A 16350-nucleotide genomic window follows, 5' to 3' on the forward strand; every position below is an offset into this window, starting at 1 on the left:
CCATGCGCCTGCGCACCCTGGTCTTCCTGGTCGTCCTCGCGGTGGTCGCCGCCGTCGGGGTGGCGACCTGGCGCGGCGCCGGGCCGCTGCCCGACCCCGAGGGCTGCAGCGCCACCCTGGCCGGGCACCGGGTCGACCTCGACCCCGAGCAGGCGAGGTACGCGACCCTGATCGCCGCCCTCGGCGTACGCCGTGGTCTGCCGGCGCGCGCGGTCTCGATCGCCCTGGCCACGGCCTACCAGGAGAGCAAGATCCGCAACCTGACCCACGGCGACCGCGACAGCCTGGGCCTCTTCCAGCAGCGTCCCTCGCAGGGCTGGGGCACGACCGCACAGGTCCGCGACCCCTACCACGCGACCAACGCGTTCTACGACGGCCTGGCCAAGGTCCCGAACTACCGCGACATGCGGATCACCGAGGCCGCCCAGCGGGTGCAGCGCTCGGGCTTCCCCGAGGCCTACCAGGCCCACGCCCAGGACGCCCGCACGCTGGCCTCGGTCCTCACCGGATTCTCCCCCGGCGGCCACTTCACCTGCGTGGTGCGCGAGTCGCAGGAGCGCGGCACCCGGGCGGCGGTCGCCTCCGACCTGGCGGCCGCCTTCGGCTCGCCCACCGTCGTCCCGGGCGCCCGCCAGGACCTCGACGTCGTGGTCGGGCGCGGCGAGGCGGGGCGACGGCAGGGCTGGGCGGTGGCGCAGTACCTCCTGGCCCACGCGGGCAGCCTGCACGTGCGCACCGTGGGGTTCCACGGCCGCCGCTGGCAGACCGGCACCCCCTCGGAGCAGGGCTGGCGGCCCGCCGGGGCCGGGCGCGCGCCGGTGGACCGGGTGCGCGTCTCCCTGGGCTGAGCCGTCAGGACAGGCGGTCGACCGCGGCCGCCACGCGCTCGTCGGTGGCGGTGAAGGCCACCCGCACGTGCCGGCGCCCGGCGTGGCCGTAGAACGCACCCGGCGCGACCAGGACGCCCCGCTCGGCCAGCCACGCGACGCTGTCCCAGCAGTCCTCGTCACGGGTCGACCACAGGTAGAGCGAGGCCTCGGAGTGCTCGACGGCGAAGCCGGCCGACTCCAGCGCTCCCCGCAGGAGCGTGCGCCGGGCGGCGTAGCGGGCGTGCTGCTCGCGGGCGTGGTCGGTGTCGCGCAGCGCGGCCGCCATCGCGACCTGCTGCGGCCCGGGCATCATCAGCCCGAGGTTCTTGCGCACGGCGAGCAGCTCGCCGACGACGCGCGGGTCGCCGGCCACGAAGGCGCAGCGGTAGCCGGCCAGGTTGGAGCGCTTGGACAGGGAGTGGACCACCAGGATCCCCTCGGGGGAGCCCCCGCAGACGTCCGGGTGCAGCACCGAGACCGGCTCCGCCTCCCAGGCGCACTCCAGGTAGCACTCGTCGCTGACCAGCAGGACCCCGCGCTCGCGGCACCACGCCACGACCTTGCGCAGGTGGTCCGGCGGGAGCACCCGCCCGGTGGGGTTCGAGGGGGAGTTCAGCCACAAGACCGCCGGCGTGCGCGGCCCGATCGCGGTCAGCGAGTCGGTGGCCAGGGTGTCCGCCCCGACCAGGGCCGCGCCGACCTCGTACGTCGGGTAGGCGACCTCGGGCAGGACCACGAGGTCACCGGGGCCCACGCCGAGGTGCAGCGGCAGCTGGGCGATCAGCTCCTTGGACCCGACCACCGGCAGCACGCCGTCCAGGCCGAGCCCGGTGACGCCGTGGGACTGCTCGAGCCAGTCCAGGCACGCCTGGCGCGTGGCGACCAGCCCGAGGGTGGTCGGGTAGCCCGGGGAGTCGGCCGCCTCGGCCAGCGCCCGCTGCACGACCTCCGGCGTGGGGTCGACCGGGGTGCCGATGGAGAGGTCGACGATGCCGTCGGCGTGCGCGCGCGCCCGCTCGGCGTACGGCACGAGCCGGTCCCAGGGGAAGTCCGGGAGCCGGCTCGAGACGCTCGCACGACCCAGCGGGCCGGCGGGAGGAGGGGTCACTCCTGGTTCTGGGGAGGCAGCGCCGCGATCAGCGCGTGGTCCTTGTCGATCTCGCCCATCTTCGCCGCGCCGCCGGGCGAGCCCAGGTCGTCGAAGAAGTGCACGTTGGCCTCGTAGTAGTCCTTCCACTCGGCCGGGGTGTCGTCCTCGTAGTAGATGGCCTCGACGGGGCACACCGGCTCGCAGGCGCCGCAGTCGACGCACTCGTCGGGGTGGATGTAGAGCATCCGCTTGCCCTCGTAGATGCAGTCGACGGGGCACTCGTCGACGCACGCGCGGTCCTTGAGGTCGACACAGGGCTGAGCGATGACGTAGGTCACCTGGATCCTCCTAGGAGAGTCATGGTCCGATGCGGACGGCCACCAGCCTAGTATCCCCGGATGGCCGCCGGACGGACGCCCGCCCATCTGGGACCGCACGTCGTGGGCGTCCGGGTGGTGGTACGCCGACGGGTGCCCGGCGAGACGGGTCCGAGCGGGGGCCCCGCGATGACCGACGTGCTCGGGACCTGCGAGTCCTGGGGGCCGTCCGCCGACGGGACGCGGGTCCTGGTGACCGTCCGGCGCGAGGACGGCGAGCTGGTCGAGATCGACGCCGCGGACATCGTCTCGGGCAAGCCGGTGCCGCCCCGGCCCTCCCGTCACCGGCACCTCTCCCCCGCCGACGCCGATCGGCGCGCGGCCCGGGGCTGGCCCCCGACCGAGGTCGAGCCGCTGACCCCCGACGGCGACTGGCTGCTGCGCGCGGCCGGCGGGTTCTCCTCGCGCGCCAACTCGGTCCTGGCGCTGGGCGATCCCGGGATGCCGCCGGAGGGGGCGGTCGGCCGGGTCGAGGGCTGGTACGCCGCGCGCGGGCTGCTGCCCCGGGCCCACGTGCTGGGGGGCGAGCACGCCGAGCCCGCGGTGCTGGAGGCGTTCGCGGCGGCCGGCTGGTCGGCGTACGAGGAGACGCTGCTGCTGCTCGCGCCGGTGCCGCGGGTGCTGCGCGCGCTGCGGGACCGGGCCGGTGCCGCGGAGAGCCCGCACGTCGGGCACGCGACCACGGTCGACGCCGGCTGGCTGGCCACCGACGAGCGGGCCGACCGGTACGGCGCCGACGCCGTGCGGGTGCTCGAGGGCGGCGACGTCGACCTCGTCACCGTGCGCGACGGGGCAGCCTCCCCGGTGCTGGCCCGTGGGCGCGCCAGCCTCGACGGTGACTGGGTCGGGGTCTCGTGCCTGTGGACCGCGCCCGGGCGACGTCGGACCGGCCTGGGCGGGCTGGTCCTGGCCGAGCTCCTCGACCGGGCCGCCGAGCGGGGTGCCACCACGGCCCACCTGCAGGTCGTGGTGGGCAACACCGACGCCCGGTCGACGTACGAGGGCCTGGGGTTCGAGGTGCACCACCGCTACGACTACCTCGCCGCGCCGGGACGCCCCGTCCCCTGAGCCCCGCCCCGCGGTGGGGTCAGGCGCGCGCCCGGCGTCGGTTGACGACCACGGTCCCGGCACCGGCGAGCAGCAGCGCCACCCCGGCGGGGAGCAGACCGCGCTCGGGGCCGCCGGTGCCCGGCAGGGACGAGGTGGTCGGGGAGGTGGTGGCCGAGGTGTAGGCGCCGGCCGCGGAGTAGGTGCCCGCGGTCGAGCCGCCGGTCGAGGTGTAGCCGCCCGCGGTGGAGGTCGTGGTCGACCCCGAGGAGGTGGAGACCGGCGAGGTGCCGCCGGTGGTCGAGCCACCGGTGCCGCCGGACCCGCTGCCGCCGGAGGAGCCCGTCGAGCCCGGGGCGGGCGTCGCGGTGCCGTCACCCGACGGCGAGCCGAGGCGGGTGCCCTCGACGACGAAGTCCAGGGGCGCGAGCTGCTGGCCGGACAGCGCGAGGACGGCCGGGAGCGTGCCGACGCGGACGAGTCCGGCCGGCGGCGTCAGCGCGATCCCGTAGGCCTCGGTGCTGACGTTGGGGGGCATCTTGTCGAGCAGGTAGGTGCCGTCGGCACCGGTGGTCGCCGAGCGCACGATCGAGCCGACGCTCAGCGTCACCTTGGCTCCCTTGACCGGGAGGTTCTCGTCGTCCCTGACGCTGCCGGTGACGTCCTGGCCCTGGGTCTGGGCGAGGGTGAAGGCGGCCCGGGCGTCGCCCAGGGCCAGCTTCACCGGCGCCAGGACCTGGCTCGTGGCCTGGCAGCCGGGCACGCCGCTGTCGTCGATCCGCGCCCGGAGGTCGTCCGAGGCGAGGGTCTGGCCGAAGGACCAGGCGCCCTTCTCGCTGACCGGCACGGCGTCGCCGACCTGGTGGCCGTCGGGGTCGACCAGCAGCACCTTGGCCTTGGTCAGGTCGCACGTGCTGCCCTTGGCCGCCGTCACGGTGCCGCTGAGCTGGTGGGTGCGGGCGACGACCCAGGTCTGGAGGACCGGCGACCCCGACGCCCAGGTCGAGGTCAGCGTCACGGACTGGAGCCGGGCGCGCGGGAGGAACCAGGCGTCGGCGCCGATGGAGTCCCCGGGGGCGTCGGACCCGGTCAGGGTGAGCTGGGTGGGGTCCCAGGTCGGGGCCGCGCCGGGCACCGTGGGGCAGGACCGCATCCGCTCGCGGGTGGCGCAGGCGTTGAAGCCGCTGACGAAGCCGAGGTCCTCGGCGGTCGCGGGCTGGCCGTCGGCGCGCACGCCGGTCACCTGGACGGTCTCGGAGTCGACGTCGCCGACCACGAAGCCCCAGCCGGTCGAGGCGGAGACGGTGGGGGCCACGGCGTCACCGACCGCCTTGGCGCCGGTGAAGGTCAGGGTCGTGGACGACGGGGTGCCGGGCACGTCGGAGGCCGGCCGCACGGACAGGAACCCGCGGCGCTCGCTGCTGCCCCAGTAGCGTCCGGGAGGCGTCTGGGACCCCCACCAGGTCGAGAGCCCGGTGGGCACGCTGGCGGTGCGGTCGGAGTCGCTGACCACGTGTGCGTCGGGGAACCCGGACGCGCCGAGGTGCGGGTCGGCGACGTAGGCCCCGGCGGTGCCCAGGAGGTCGGTGCCCCAGCTGGCGAAGGCCGCCGGTGGGACCACGGGGGTCGCGGCGTCGGCGGACCCGGCGGCGCCCAGCAGGACCGTGGACCCGGCCGAGCCCAGGAGGAGCAGGGCCGTCCCCCACGTCGTCGTCGACCGCCTGCGCGCCATGACCGTGTCCTTCCTCCGGACCAGCGGTCCGCGACTGAGCACGCCGTCGGTGATCGAGCGGCCTGCGTCAGAAGCGTAGGGAGATTGAACCCCATGCGTAGGCAAATGACCGTTTTGCCGGGCCGGCCCGGCGGTGGGCTAGCCCAGCCCGGCGAAGAGGTCGCCCTCCAGGGTCTCGCCGGCCGCGGGGGCGGGGGTGCCCTTGGCGATCCGGTAGTACTCCGTGCCCCAGATCTCGTTGCCCTGGTTGTTCGACAGCGCGAAGACCGGGCCGTCGACCGCGATCTGCGTGCGGTGGGCCCGCAGCGCCTCCATCTTGGCGTGCTGGTAGTCCTCGGCGGCCACGGCCGCGGTCAGGTGCTCGTCCTCGACCATGAAGGCCGGCAGGTGGTCGGGGTCCATCCCCTCGAAGGTCGTGGTGTCCCCGGCGTCGCGCAGGTGGCGCAGCCCGTCGCGCACCTTGCTGGCCGACATCGCCCCCCAGTAGATCTTGGCGATGTCGTGGGCGCCGCCCAGCTCGGGGCGGAACGACGGCACGGCCGCGAGCGAGGCGGCGTACGTCGCGACGCGGTGGGCCTGGATGTGGTCGGGGTGGCCGTAGCCGCCGAACTCGTCGTAGGTGACCAGGACCTGCGGACGGACCTCGCGGATCACCTCGACCAGGTGGCCGGCCGCCTCGGTGAGGTCGGCGAGCCAGAAGGCGTTGGCCGGGACGTCGTCGGCCGCGACCGCGTGGCCGTCGGCGTGCCACTGCATGCCGGAGTCGCGGTAGCGGCCGAAGCCGCCGAGGTAGCGGTGGTCGGTGACGCCGAGCGCCTTCATCGCGTTGGCCAGCTCGACCTTGCGCTGGTCGGCCAGGGTGTCGTCACGGTCCGCGGCCATGTGCTCGAGCTCGGGGACCAGGATCTCGCCCATCTCGCCGCCGGTGCAGGTGACCAGGGTGACGCCCACGCCCTCGGCGACGTAGCGCGCCATCGTCGCGCCCTGGCCGATGCTCTCGTCGTCGGGGTGGGCGTGCACGAGGAGGAGTCGCTTGTCCATGCCCCAACCCTAGGGCGCGGCCCCGTCGGCCCGTCAGGGTCGGTGGCGGCGCTTCGGTGCGGACGGCAGGGTGAACGGTGCCGTGGGCGGCGGCCCGGGGTCGGGCTCCAGCCAGCCGTCGTGCTGCTCCACCAGCAGCTCGAGCATCACCTCGGGAGCGTCGGTGACCACGACCCACGGGTGGTCCTCGTCGTCGTCCTCGCCGGCGAAGGCCTGACGCTCGTACGCCGCGTCGAAGCCGTCGCGCCGCAACCGGGCCACCGCGGTCGCGGCGTCCTCCTCGGTGAAGAACACGCCCCTCACCGGAGGAGCTCCCCCACCGGTCGCCCACCCAGCAGCCCGCACAGCTCGGGCAGGAAGACCCGGTCGGCCCCGACCCAGTCGACCTCGTCGAGCTGGTCGGCCCGCAGCCAGCGCACGGCCCCGTGCTCGTGCGGGACCGGGTCGCCGGAGACCAGGCGTGCGGTGACCGCCACCAGCACGAGGTCCTCCCCCACCACCGACCGGCCCTCGAGCCGCCCGGTCACCTCGACGCGGCAGCCGAGCTCCTCGGCGACCTCGCGCACGGCCGCGGCGTCCGGCGTCTCCCCCGGGTCGACCTTGCCCCCGGGCAGCTCCCAACGCCCGGCGAGGGCGGGCGGTCCGCTGCGCCGGGCCGCCAGGACCCGGCCCGGGGTCGTCACCGCCACCGCCACCACCTCGCGCACCGGCTCAGCCTAGGGCCGTTAGCGTGGAGCGGTGAGCCCGATCCGACTGCAGCGCAGCGACCGTGGCGCCGAGGACGTCGACGCCCTGGTGGCCGGCCTGGGCACGCGCGTCGGCATCGCCGGCGTGCTCGAGGACCTCAACCGCCGCGCCCGACCGGCCCGTCCCCCGGGCCGCGCCGTCGACGACGGCTTCACCTGGGACGCCGCCGACGCGGCCAGCCCCACGTGGTTCCCCCAGGGCATCACCACCTCCGCCGACGCCGGGGCACGCGCGGGGCTCGAGGGTCGCCGGGTGCTCGTCGTGAGCTGGTACAGCAAGCGCACACCCCAGCAGGGCGGCCCCGACCAGGGCAGCCGGATCACGGTCGTCGACCTCGACACGCTCGCCTACCGCCACGTGCTGCTCGTGGTCCCGGAGCGCACGGCCGGTCGGGTGACGGCCGTGCCGCTGCGGGCCCACGCCGGCGGCCTGGTCTGGTACGCCGACCACCTCCACGTCGCCGGCACCACGCGCGGCCTCTACACCTGCCGGCTCGAGGACCTGCTGCGCGTCGACGACACCAGCGCCGTGCTCGGGCACCGCTACGTGCTGCCCGTCCGCCACCGCTACCTCGCCTCGAGCGACCCCGGCACCGAGGACATGCGCTACTCGTTCCTGTCCCTGGACCGCGACGCCGACCCGCCGCAGCTGCTCGCCGGGGAGTACGCCGTGGGGAAGCAGACCCGCCGTCTCGTGCGGTTCCCCCTCGACCCGGACACCGGCCACCTCACCGGCACCGACTCGACGGCCGAGCCGGTGTGGGTGGACGACGGCGGGGCCGGCCACATGCAGGGCGCCGCGGTCGCGCGGGGTCGCTTCTACGTCACCACCAGCCGGGGCGCCCGCCACCGCGGCCGGATGCAGGTGGGCACGCCCGGCTCGCTGCGACCGCGCCGACGGACCCTGCCTCCCGGGCCCGAGGACCTCACGTACTGGCCCGAGACCGACCGGCTGTGGTCGCTGACCGAGCACCCCGGCAGCCGCTGGGTGTTCAGCGTGCCGCGGGCGTGGTTCGACCGGCGGTGGCACCGCCCCTGGTGAGCGCGGCTCCCCGGGGTGGGGAGGTGCGCGCCGTCAGCTGGCCGGGGTCAGCGGGTGCGTGGCGGGCAGGCCGGTCGCCGGGTCGATGACCGGGGTGCACGCGGTGGGGTGGTCCAGGTCGGTGACCGTGGGCACGGGCGAGGTCGTCGCGTCCACCGGGACGGCCCTGGTGAGGTCGATGACGGTCGGCAGACCGGTGAGCACGTCGAGGAGGACGCTGGGGTCCGTCGCCGAGGGCACCGGGCAGCTGGGCAGCGGCCCGGTCGCGGTCGTGGTGTCGACCGGCCCGGTCGTGGGGGTCGGCGTGGGGGTCGGCGTCGGCTTCGGCGTGGGCTTGGGGGTGGGCGTCGGCGTCCCCGAGGGCTGGTGGCCGGGGCCCGTCGAGGGCGTGGTGCCGCCGGGCGTCCCCCCTGCGGTCGGACCCGTCGTCGGGCCCGTCGTCGGGCCGGTCGTCGGGCTCGTCGGGGTGCTCGTCGGGGTGCCGGTGGGAGTCGTGCCGGTCGGCGCGGTGGACGGACTCGACGGGCCGGAGGGGGTCGAGGGGGTCGACGGGCCGCCGGTGGTGGCGGGCGAGCCGGTGGACGGGGTGTGCGGGACGGGGCCTGACGCCGGCCCGGTGACGGCCTTCGTCGGGACCTTCACCGCGTGGGCGGGCTTGCCCGGGCGGGCCGGGGCGCTGGCGGGACGGGTGGTGCCCGGGACGGCCCAGGAGCCGAAGCTGCCGGCCGAGCCGGTGGTCGAGCTGGCGAAGAGGTCGCGCCAGGCGAGCACCTGGGCCAGGTAGTCCTCGGAGTGGTTGTAGGACAGCACGGCCGACCGGACGCCGGCCGGGGTGGACAGGTCGCGACCGCCGGAGCACAGGTAGACCATGGCGGCACCGGCGGCGTCGTCGATGTCCTGCGGGTCCCGGACGCCGTCGCGGTCCATGTCGACACCGACCGTGCGCCAGGTGGAGGGCAGGAACTGCATCGGGCCGACCGCCCGGTCCCACCTGCGGTCCCCGTCGAGGGCGCCGTTGTCGGTGTCGGGGACCGCGGCGAAGGCGTGCCCGTCCAGGCGGGGCCCGACCACGGCGGGCACGGCGCGGTGACGGGCGTCGAGGCGGTGGCCGGCGAGGTTGCCGGACTCCACCTGGCCGATGGCGGCCAGCAGGGGCACGCCGATGTGGCAGGAGGCGGGGGCGCTGGCCGCGGCCGTGGCGTACGCCGAGGCGACGAAGGCCGGCACGTCGAGCAGGGTCGCGTGGCCCGCGGTGACGCCCGAGGCGGAGAAGGCCACGTCGATCCCCCGCGTGGCGGTGGTCGCCGAGCGGGGCACCACGACCGGCTGGGCCATCGAGCCGGCCGCGACCGACGGCACGGGCACGGTGGTCGGCGCGCTCGCGCGCGCCGCGGGAGAGCGTTCGGCGGTCTCGGCCAGACCGGGCTGCGGGGTCGTTCCCAGGGCCGCCAGGACGGCGAGTCCCGGCACCCCCAGTGCGATCGCGAACCTCGTGCGCCTCATGATCCCGGGACAGCCTTCCGTCGTGCTCGCCGAGGCGGTCGCCCCAACCGAGAACCAGTCTGTGGCATCGGGGCAACCCGTGGGGCGAAGTCGGACAAGTCGGACCAAACTCCGGCCACTCGACTAGACAGGTGCGAGTCCACCGGTCCACATCCCAGGACGTCGAGATCTTCACTTGTGCCCCGATCGACCGTACTTTGGTACCTCTCCGGGCGCCGCCCACGTCGCGGGGGGACGCAGGGGGTGCGTGGACACATGTCGACCGGTGCCAGGCAGCACGCCGACCACGAGGCCGTGGTCCGGGTGCTCGCGCGCCCCGAGGACGAGTTCGGCGAGCTGGTCGAGCTCGCGGCCGCGTGGTGCGACGTCCCGGTCGCGGGGATCACGCTGTACGCCGGTCCGGAGCTGGTGGTGCCGGTGGCGACCGGCACGGCACCGTTCACGACGCCGGTCGAGGCCTCCTTCTGCCACGCCGCCCGCGGGCACGACGGGCTGTTCGTGATCGAGGACGCGGCGCAGGACGAGCGCTTCTCCCGGCTGGCGGGCGAGGGCGGCCCGTTCGGCCGCGCCCGCTTCTACGCCTCGGAGCCGCTCACGGCGCCCGACGGCGACATCGTGGGGCGCCTGTGCGTGGTCGACGTCCGCCCCCGCGGCCTGAGCCCGCTGCAGCGCCGGTCCCTGCGCGCCCTGGCCCTCGGCGCGTCCCAGCGCCTGGAGCTGCGGCTGCTGGGGCGCGAGATCCCGTCGGTGCCCCGCGACCCGGGCGAGGAGACCGCCGCCGCCCCGAGCCGGGAGCCCCACGCCGAGGGGGCCCGGATGGCGGCCGAGGTCGTCGCCCAGCTGGCGGCCGAGCTCAGCCACGACCTGCGGGTGCCGCTCAGCTCGGTGATCGCCAGCGTCGAGCTGCTGGAGGAGGAGCTGTCGGGGCACCCCGACGACTCGGTCACCACGCTGCTGGGGCGCGCGGTGCGGGCGGCGGACCGGATGATCCGGATGCTCGACCAGAACATGGAGGTCGGGGCCGACCCGACCCGGCGTACGCGGGTCGACCTCGGCGAGGTCGTCGAGCAGCTGCTGCTCGACTCGGCTCCCCTGCTGCAGCCGGCCGGGGCGATCGTCGAGCACCGCGACCTGCCCACGGTGCTGGCCGACCCCGACGACATGTACTCCGTGCTGCAGAACCTGGTCACCAACTCGGTGAAGTTCGCCCGCCCCGACGTGCCCGCGTGGGTCCGGATCAGCGCGCGCCGGGCCGGCCCGAGCTGGCGGATCTCGGTGCGCGACAACGGGGTCGGCATCCCCGACGACCGGCGGGTGGACGCCTTCTCGCTGTTCAGCCGCACCGGCAGTGAGATCGAGGGACACGGCATCGGGCTGGCCACCGTCGCCCGCATCGTCAAGGCGCACGGCGGCCGGGCCGGCATCGAGCCCGTCCCCGGGAGCGGCACCGAGGTGTGGTTCGAGGTCCCGCGGGCCTGAGCCCTGGCCCGCCCGGACTAGCCTGCGGGCATGAGCACCTTCACCCTCGGCTCCCTGTCCGTGCACCGCGTCGGGTTCGGCGCCATGCAGCTGCCCGGCCCCGGCGTGATGGGCCCGCCGCGGGACCGTGACGAGGCGCTCGCCGTCCTGCGTCGCGCCGTCGAGCTCGGCGTCGACCACGTCGACACCGCGCAGTTCTACGGCCCCGACGTCGCCAACGAGCTGATCCGCGAGGCCCTCCACCCGTACGCCGACGACCTGGTGCTGGTGTCCAAGGTCGGGGCCCGCCGCAACGAGCAGGGCGACTGGCTCCCCGCGCAGCGTCCCGAGGAGCTGCGCGCCTCCGTCGAGGACAACCTGCGCAGCCTCGGCGTCGAGCGGCTGGGGGCGGTCAACCTGCGGCTGATGGACGAGGGTCACGTCGAGGACCCCGCCCAGGTCGTGCCGCTGGAGGACCAGCTGGCCGCGATGGTGGCCCTGCGCGAGGAGGGCAAGATCGCCGGGGTCGGGATCTCCAACGCCGGCGTCGACGCCGTGCGCACCGCCCTGGACCTGGCCGACGTGGTCTGCGTGCAGAACCCGTTCAGCCTGCTCGACCGTCACGACGACGAGGTGCTCGAGCTGTGCGCCGAGCGCGGCGTGGCCTACGTGCCGTTCTTCCCGCTCGGGTCGGCCTTCCCGGGCATGCCCAAGGTCACCGACGACGCCCGCGTGCGCAGCATCGCCGAGCGCCACGGGGTCTCCCCCGCCCAGGTCGGCCTCGCGTGGCTGCTCGCCCACCGCGAGAACGTCCTGCTCATCCCCGGCACCTCCCGCGTGGCCCACCTGGAGCAGAACATGGCCGTCGCCGACGTCGCGCTGGACGCCGACGACCTGGCCCTGCTCGAGGGTCCGGCGGCCTGAGCCGGACCGGGGTCCCGCGCGTGCGACGACCGGCCCGGTCCGCCCTGGCGGGCGGGATCCTGGCCGCCGTCGCGCTGGCCGGGTGCGGCCTCGGCGCGTCCGGGCGCTCCGACCCGCCGCCGGGGCCGGACGCCACGCCGTACACCTCACGGACCTCGCTGGTCGACTGGCCGACCTACCAGCACACCGCCGACCGCGCGGGCCGGGTCGCGGCGGGACCGCGGGGCGCGCTGAAGGTGGGCTGGCGGGCCGACCTGGAGGGGGCGGTCTACGGCCAGCCGCTGGTGCTGGGCGACACGCTGGTGGTGGCCACGGAGGAGAACCAGGTCTACGGCCTGGACGCCCGCACCGGCCGGCAGCGGTGGCGCACCGACCTCGGGACGCCGCAGCCCCGGGCCGGTCTGCCCTGCGGCAACATCGACCCGCTCGGGGTGACCGGCACCCCGGCGTACGACCCGGCGACCCGGCGGCTGTTCGTCGCCGCCGAGACCGAGGGTGGCGCGCACACGCTGTGGTCCCTGGACCCGACCGACGGTCGCAAGGACTGGCACCGGAGCCTGGACACCCAGCCGGACCGCAACCGGCTCGCCGAGCAGCAGCGCGGAGCCCTGCTGGTCACGCAGGGTCGCGTCGTCACGGTGTTCGGCGGGCTGGCCGGTGACTGCGACGACTACGTGGGGTACGCCGCCTCGGTCCCGACCGACGGCCGGGGCGCCACCACGAGCTACGCCGTGCCGACCGCGCGCGAGGCCGGGATGTGGGCCACCCCGGGGGCCGTCGCCTCCCCCGACGGGATGGGCACCCCCGCGGGCACGGTCCTCGTGGCCAGCGGCAACGGCGCCGAGCTGAAGGGTCGGTGGGACGGGAGCGACTCGGTGATCGAGCTGGACGCGGCGAGCATGCGGCGCCGCTCGGTCTTCGCGCCGTCGTCGTGGAAGGACGACAACGTCAAGGACCTCGACCTCGGGTCGAGCTCGCCGGTGCCGGTGCCCGCGCGGCAGCGCGTGGTGATCGCCGGCAAGCGGGGCACCGTCTACCTGCTCAAGACCCCCTTCGGCGGCATCGGCTCCGAGGTGGCCCAGCTCGACGGCTGCCGGGCCTTCGGCGGCTCGGCGGTCGTGGGGTCCTCGGTGGTGATGGGCTGCCACGGCCCCGACGCGATCCGCCTGCTCCGGGTGCGCCGCGACGGCCTGAGCTGGGCTTGGACCGCCAAGGGCCTCTTCACCGCGCCGGTGGTCGCGGGGAGGCGGGTCTACGTGGCCGACCGCGAGACCGGCGACCTGGTGGTGCTGTCGCTGTCCTCGGGCCGCGAGGTCAGCCGACAGCACGCCGGCCGGATGCCGAACTTCCCGTCCTCGGTCGTCTCCGGCGACTGGGTCTTCGTCGGCTCGACCGACGGCGTCACGGCGTTCCGCGGCGAGTAGCCCCCTCGGGTCACCCCGCGAGCAGGGTCTCCAGCATCAGCTCGGGGTGGTCGCGCTCCATCACCCGGATGCGCCACTTGTCGGGGGCGAGCAGCAGCAGGGTGCCGTCGCGGCGCTCGAGGATCTCCACCCCGCGCACGTCACGCCAGGTCGGGGCCGAGGCGGCGTCGGTGCGGCGCGCCTCGGTGTAGCCCAGCCGCTCGAGCCGGATCGCGGCGCCGAACTCCGACTCCATCCGGGCCTGGACGACCTCGAACTGCATCGGGCCCACGGCCGCGAGCACCGGTGACTGGTTGCCGCGCAGGTCCGAGCGGAGCACCTGCACGACGCCCTCGCTGTCGAGCTGGTCGATGCCGCGCTGGAACTGCTTGAAGCGGCCCCGGTCCACCGCCGTCGCGATCGCGAAGTGCTCGGGGGCGAAGGTCGCGATCGGGGGGTACTGCACCGGCTCGTCGACGAAGATCGTGTCGCCGACGGTCAGGGCGTTGGCGTTGACCAGGCCGATGATGTCGCCGGGCCAGGCGGTGTCGACGACCTCGCGGTCGCGGCCGAAGACGCTCTGGGCGTACTTCGTGGCGAACGGCCGGCCGCTCTGGGCGTGGGTCACGACCATGCCGCGCTCGAACACCCCCGAGCAGACCCGGGCGAAGGCGAGGCGGTCGCGGTGGTTGGTGTCCATGCCGGCCTGGACCTTGAAGACGAAGGCGCTGAACGGCGCGGTCACCTCGCGCACCTGGGCGGGACGCCCGTCGGGGTCCTGCGGGTCCGCCGCGCCGTGGTGGAAGGGCGAGGCCGGGGGCGCGAGGTCGACCAGGGTCTGGAGCAGCATCGCGACGCCGAAGTTGAGGATCGCGGAGGCGAACAGCACCGGCGTCGTGAAGCCGGACAGGAACAGCGACTGGTCGTGGTCGGCGCCGTCGGCGCTGAGCAGCTCGGACTCCTCGGTGCTGGCCGTCCAGACGTCGCCCTCGCGGGCCAGGGCGGCGTCGGGGCCCATCCGCTCCTCGGGCGCGCGGGTCGCCCCGCCGGCGGTGCGGGTGTAGGCGACGTACTCCCCGGTCGAGCGCTCGAGCACGCCGCGGAAGTCGCCCGCGATGCCGACCGGCCAGGTCAGGGGCGTCGGGACCAGCCCGATCTGCTCCTGGATCTCCTCCATCAGCGCCAGCGGGTCCAGGCCGGGGCGGTCCCACTTGTTGATGACGGTGATCACCGGGATGCCGCGGGCCTTGCAGACCCGGAACAGCTTGAGCGTCTGGGGCTCCAGCCCCTTGGCCGCGTCGACCAGCATCACCGCGGCGTCGACGGCCGAGAGCACGCGGTAGGTGTCCTCGGAGAAGTCGGAGTGGCCGGGGGTGTCCACGAGGTTGACGACGTGGTCGCCGAAGGGGAACTGCAGCGCCGCGGAGGTGATCGAGATCCCGCGGGCCTTCTCCATGTCCATCCAGTCCGAGACCGTGGCGTGCCGCCCGGCCTTGCCGTGGACCGCGCCGGCCTCGGTGATCGCCCGCGCGTGCAGCGCCAGCGCCTCGGTCAGCGTCGACTTGCCCGCGTCGGGGTGGCTGATCACGGCGAAGGTGCGACGACGGTCGGCCTCGCGCGCGACCTCCTCCACCCGGTGGTGGGAGGTGCTCGAGGCGGGGCTGGCGGGGCTGGTCGTGCTGCTCACGGTGATCGTCCTGCGGGGCTGGGCAGACGCCCGGCGGTGGCGCGGGCGACCGCCCGAGTCTACGCCGGAGGGACCGACGCCCCTTGCCCCAGCGGCGCCGGCGTCGCATCATGCGCCCATGGCCGACGAGGGGCAGGTCGTCCCGCCCACCCGCAAGCGCATCGTCCTGTGCTGCGACGGGACCTGGAACAAGCCCGACGCCGACGTGGTCACCAACATCGAGAAGATCGCACGGACGGTGCAGACCGACCGGCCCTGCCCCGACGGCGTGCAGCAGGTGGTGGAGTACGTCGCCGGCGTGGGCGTGGGGTACGCCGCCGACCGGATCCTCGGCGGCGCCTTCGGGCTGGGCCTGTTCAACAACGTCCGCAACGCCTACCGGTTCCTCGCGCTGAACTACGCCCCCGGCGACGAGGTCTTCGTGTTCGGCTTCAGCCGGGGCGCCTACACCGCGCGCTCGGTCGCGGGCCTGGTCGGCTCGATCGGGCTGCTCACCCGGGCCGGCATGATCCGCGACGGCGTCCTGCGCCAGGCCCTCGACCTCTACCGGCTCCGGCCCGCGCAGGAGACCCCGGAGCAGCTCGCCCGCCGCAAGGAGACGATCGCGGCGTTCCGGGCCGAGCACTGCCACCCGGCGGAGACCACGACGATCCGCTTCCTCGGCGTCTTCGACACCGTCGGCGCGCTGGGGGTGCCCGGGATGCTGCGCACCGGGCACCAGTTCCACGACATCACGCTGGGTCGCGGCGTGGAGCTGGCCCGCCAGGCGCTGGCCATCGACGAGCGTCGGCGGGTCTTCGAGCCGTGCCTGTGGGCCGTCCCCACCGACGAGGTCGACCTGCAGGTGGGCTCGGGCACCGGCGGCCGGCCACGGGTCAAGCAGGTGTGGTTCGCCGGGGCGCACTCCGACGTCGGCGGTGGCTACCCCGAGCAGGGCCTGTCGAACTCGACGCTGCGCTGGATGAGCGACGAGGCGCGCGCGGCCGGGCTGGTCTTCGAGGAGGACGACCTGTCGACGTACCTGGGCAGTCGCAGCGAGGCCTGCGTGCACGACTCGCTCCAGCCCAAGGGGCTCTACTCCGCGATCAACGCCCGCGAGCAGCTGCGCGGCGACCTCGCCTCGTGGCGGCACCCGGGCGTGCGCTCCGGGGTGTTCCTCCCCGACGGCCGCCGCGACCTCGAGCCCGCTCCCCCGCTCGACCCGGGCGGTCGCGACCTCCGGGTCCCGGTCGTGATGGCCTCGACGGCCTGCGAGGACGCCTCCCACGGCTACCGCCCCAGCAACGTGTCGGCGTACGTCGACCGCCACCGCGACCCGTCCGACCCCACGGCGTACGAACCTGCGCCGCGGCTGCCCGAGGGCTCCCTGCCCCCCACCCCCGCCGCCGTGCGCCGCCGCCGGCAGGCGCGGACCTGAGGCTGGTGGGTGCC

General features: G+C 75.3%; 15 protein-coding genes. 7 read left to right on the forward strand and 8 right to left on the reverse strand.

What is annotated here, in order from left to right:
- The first annotated feature begins 2 nt into the window (after window positions 1-2).
- On the forward strand, window positions 3-848 hold the full coding sequence (locus tag ACYVDA_RS08485) for a hypothetical protein (protein WP_460817186.1): 846 nt from the start codon (window positions 3-5) through the stop codon (window positions 846-848).
- 4 nt (window positions 849-852) lie between these two features.
- Here the strand turns inward: ACYVDA_RS08485 and dapC are convergent, their stop codons facing one another.
- Both dapC and fdxA read right to left on the reverse strand, forming a co-directional pair.
- Window positions 853-1977, reverse strand: coding sequence for a succinyldiaminopimelate transaminase (gene dapC, locus ACYVDA_RS08490; RefSeq protein ID WP_460817188.1), 1125 nt, complete (start codon window positions 1975-1977; stop codon window positions 853-855).
- Entirely contained in the window at window positions 1974-2297 is a 324-nt protein-coding gene (gene fdxA, locus ACYVDA_RS08495; RefSeq protein ID WP_460817191.1) for a ferredoxin, read from the reverse strand. Before fdxA ends, dapC begins: the two co-directional genes overlap by 4 nt.
- Before the next feature lie 60 nt (window positions 2298-2357).
- Between fdxA and ACYVDA_RS08500 the strand changes: the two genes are divergently transcribed.
- On the forward strand, window positions 2358-3404 hold the full coding sequence (locus tag ACYVDA_RS08500) for a GNAT family N-acetyltransferase (protein WP_460817194.1): 1047 nt from the start codon (window positions 2358-2360) through the stop codon (window positions 3402-3404).
- 19 nt (window positions 3405-3423) lie between these two features.
- Here the strand turns inward: ACYVDA_RS08500 and ACYVDA_RS08505 are convergent, their stop codons facing one another.
- The 4 genes from ACYVDA_RS08505 to ACYVDA_RS08520 all read right to left on the reverse strand — a co-directional run bounded on the left by ACYVDA_RS08505 (window position 3424) and on the right by ACYVDA_RS08520 (window position 6863).
- Window positions 3424-5115, reverse strand: coding sequence for a carboxypeptidase-like regulatory domain-containing protein (locus tag ACYVDA_RS08505; RefSeq protein ID WP_460817196.1), 1692 nt, complete (start codon window positions 5113-5115; stop codon window positions 3424-3426).
- A gap of 138 nt (window positions 5116-5253) precedes the next feature.
- Window positions 5254-6156, reverse strand: a complete 903-nt coding sequence (gene mshB / locus ACYVDA_RS08510) for an N-acetyl-1-D-myo-inositol-2-amino-2-deoxy-alpha-D-glucopyranoside deacetylase (RefSeq protein WP_460817198.1) — start codon at window positions 6154-6156, stop codon at window positions 5254-5256.
- Between the two features lie 33 nt (window positions 6157-6189).
- On the reverse strand, window positions 6190-6450 hold the full coding sequence (locus tag ACYVDA_RS08515) for a hypothetical protein (protein ID WP_460817200.1): 261 nt from the start codon (window positions 6448-6450) through the stop codon (window positions 6190-6192).
- A 5-nt stretch (window positions 6451-6455) separates the two neighbouring features.
- Window positions 6456-6863, reverse strand: coding sequence for a (deoxy)nucleoside triphosphate pyrophosphohydrolase (locus ACYVDA_RS08520; RefSeq protein WP_460817203.1), 408 nt, complete (start codon window positions 6861-6863; stop codon window positions 6456-6458).
- Between the two features lie 31 nt (window positions 6864-6894).
- Here ACYVDA_RS08520 and ACYVDA_RS08525 point away from each other — a divergent pair, with 31 nt between their 5' ends.
- On the forward strand, window positions 6895-7944 hold the full coding sequence (locus tag ACYVDA_RS08525; protein ID WP_460817205.1) for a hypothetical protein: 1050 nt from the start codon (window positions 6895-6897) through the stop codon (window positions 7942-7944).
- Between the two features lie 33 nt (window positions 7945-7977).
- On the opposite strand, the gene ACYVDA_RS08530 is transcribed toward ACYVDA_RS08525, so the two are convergent.
- The gene (locus tag ACYVDA_RS08530; RefSeq protein WP_460817206.1) at window positions 7978-9447 is read right to left on the reverse strand and encodes a lytic transglycosylase domain-containing protein; all 1470 of its coding nucleotides are present in this window, start codon (window positions 9445-9447) and stop codon (window positions 7978-7980) included.
- Window positions 9448-9702: 255 nt separating this feature from the next.
- Here ACYVDA_RS08530 and ACYVDA_RS08535 point away from each other — a divergent pair, with 255 nt between their 5' ends.
- From ACYVDA_RS08535 to ACYVDA_RS08545, 3 genes are read left to right on the forward strand one after another with little or no spacing between them, the layout of a single operon-like run.
- A complete protein-coding gene (locus tag ACYVDA_RS08535; protein ID WP_460817208.1) occupies window positions 9703-10926 on the forward strand; it encodes a sensor histidine kinase in 1224 nt (407 codons plus the stop codon).
- A 30-nt stretch (window positions 10927-10956) separates the two neighbouring features.
- Window positions 10957-11829: an oxidoreductase gene (locus ACYVDA_RS08540; RefSeq protein ID WP_460817210.1), complete on the forward strand. Its 873-nt coding sequence runs from the start codon at window positions 10957-10959 to the stop codon at window positions 11827-11829.
- A gap of 20 nt (window positions 11830-11849) precedes the next feature.
- Window positions 11850-13253 carry an outer membrane protein assembly factor BamB family protein gene (locus tag ACYVDA_RS08545; protein ID WP_460817212.1) on the forward strand — a complete coding sequence of 468 codons (1404 nt, stop codon included), beginning with the start codon at window positions 11850-11852 and terminating at the stop codon, window positions 13251-13253.
- 10 nt (window positions 13254-13263) lie between these two features.
- Here the strand turns inward: ACYVDA_RS08545 and ACYVDA_RS08550 are convergent, their stop codons facing one another.
- Window positions 13264-14919, reverse strand: a complete 1656-nt coding sequence (locus ACYVDA_RS08550; protein ID WP_460817214.1) for a peptide chain release factor 3 — start codon at window positions 14917-14919, stop codon at window positions 13264-13266.
- Window positions 14920-15037: 118 nt separating this feature from the next.
- Here ACYVDA_RS08550 and ACYVDA_RS08555 point away from each other — a divergent pair, with 118 nt between their 5' ends.
- Complete coding sequence (locus ACYVDA_RS08555; protein ID WP_460817216.1) at window positions 15038-16336, forward strand: DUF2235 domain-containing protein; 1299 nt, start codon at window positions 15038-15040, stop codon at window positions 16334-16336.
- The last annotated feature ends 14 nt before the right edge of the window (window positions 16337-16350 follow it).

This window comes from Nocardioides korecus (genome assembly GCF_054778395.1).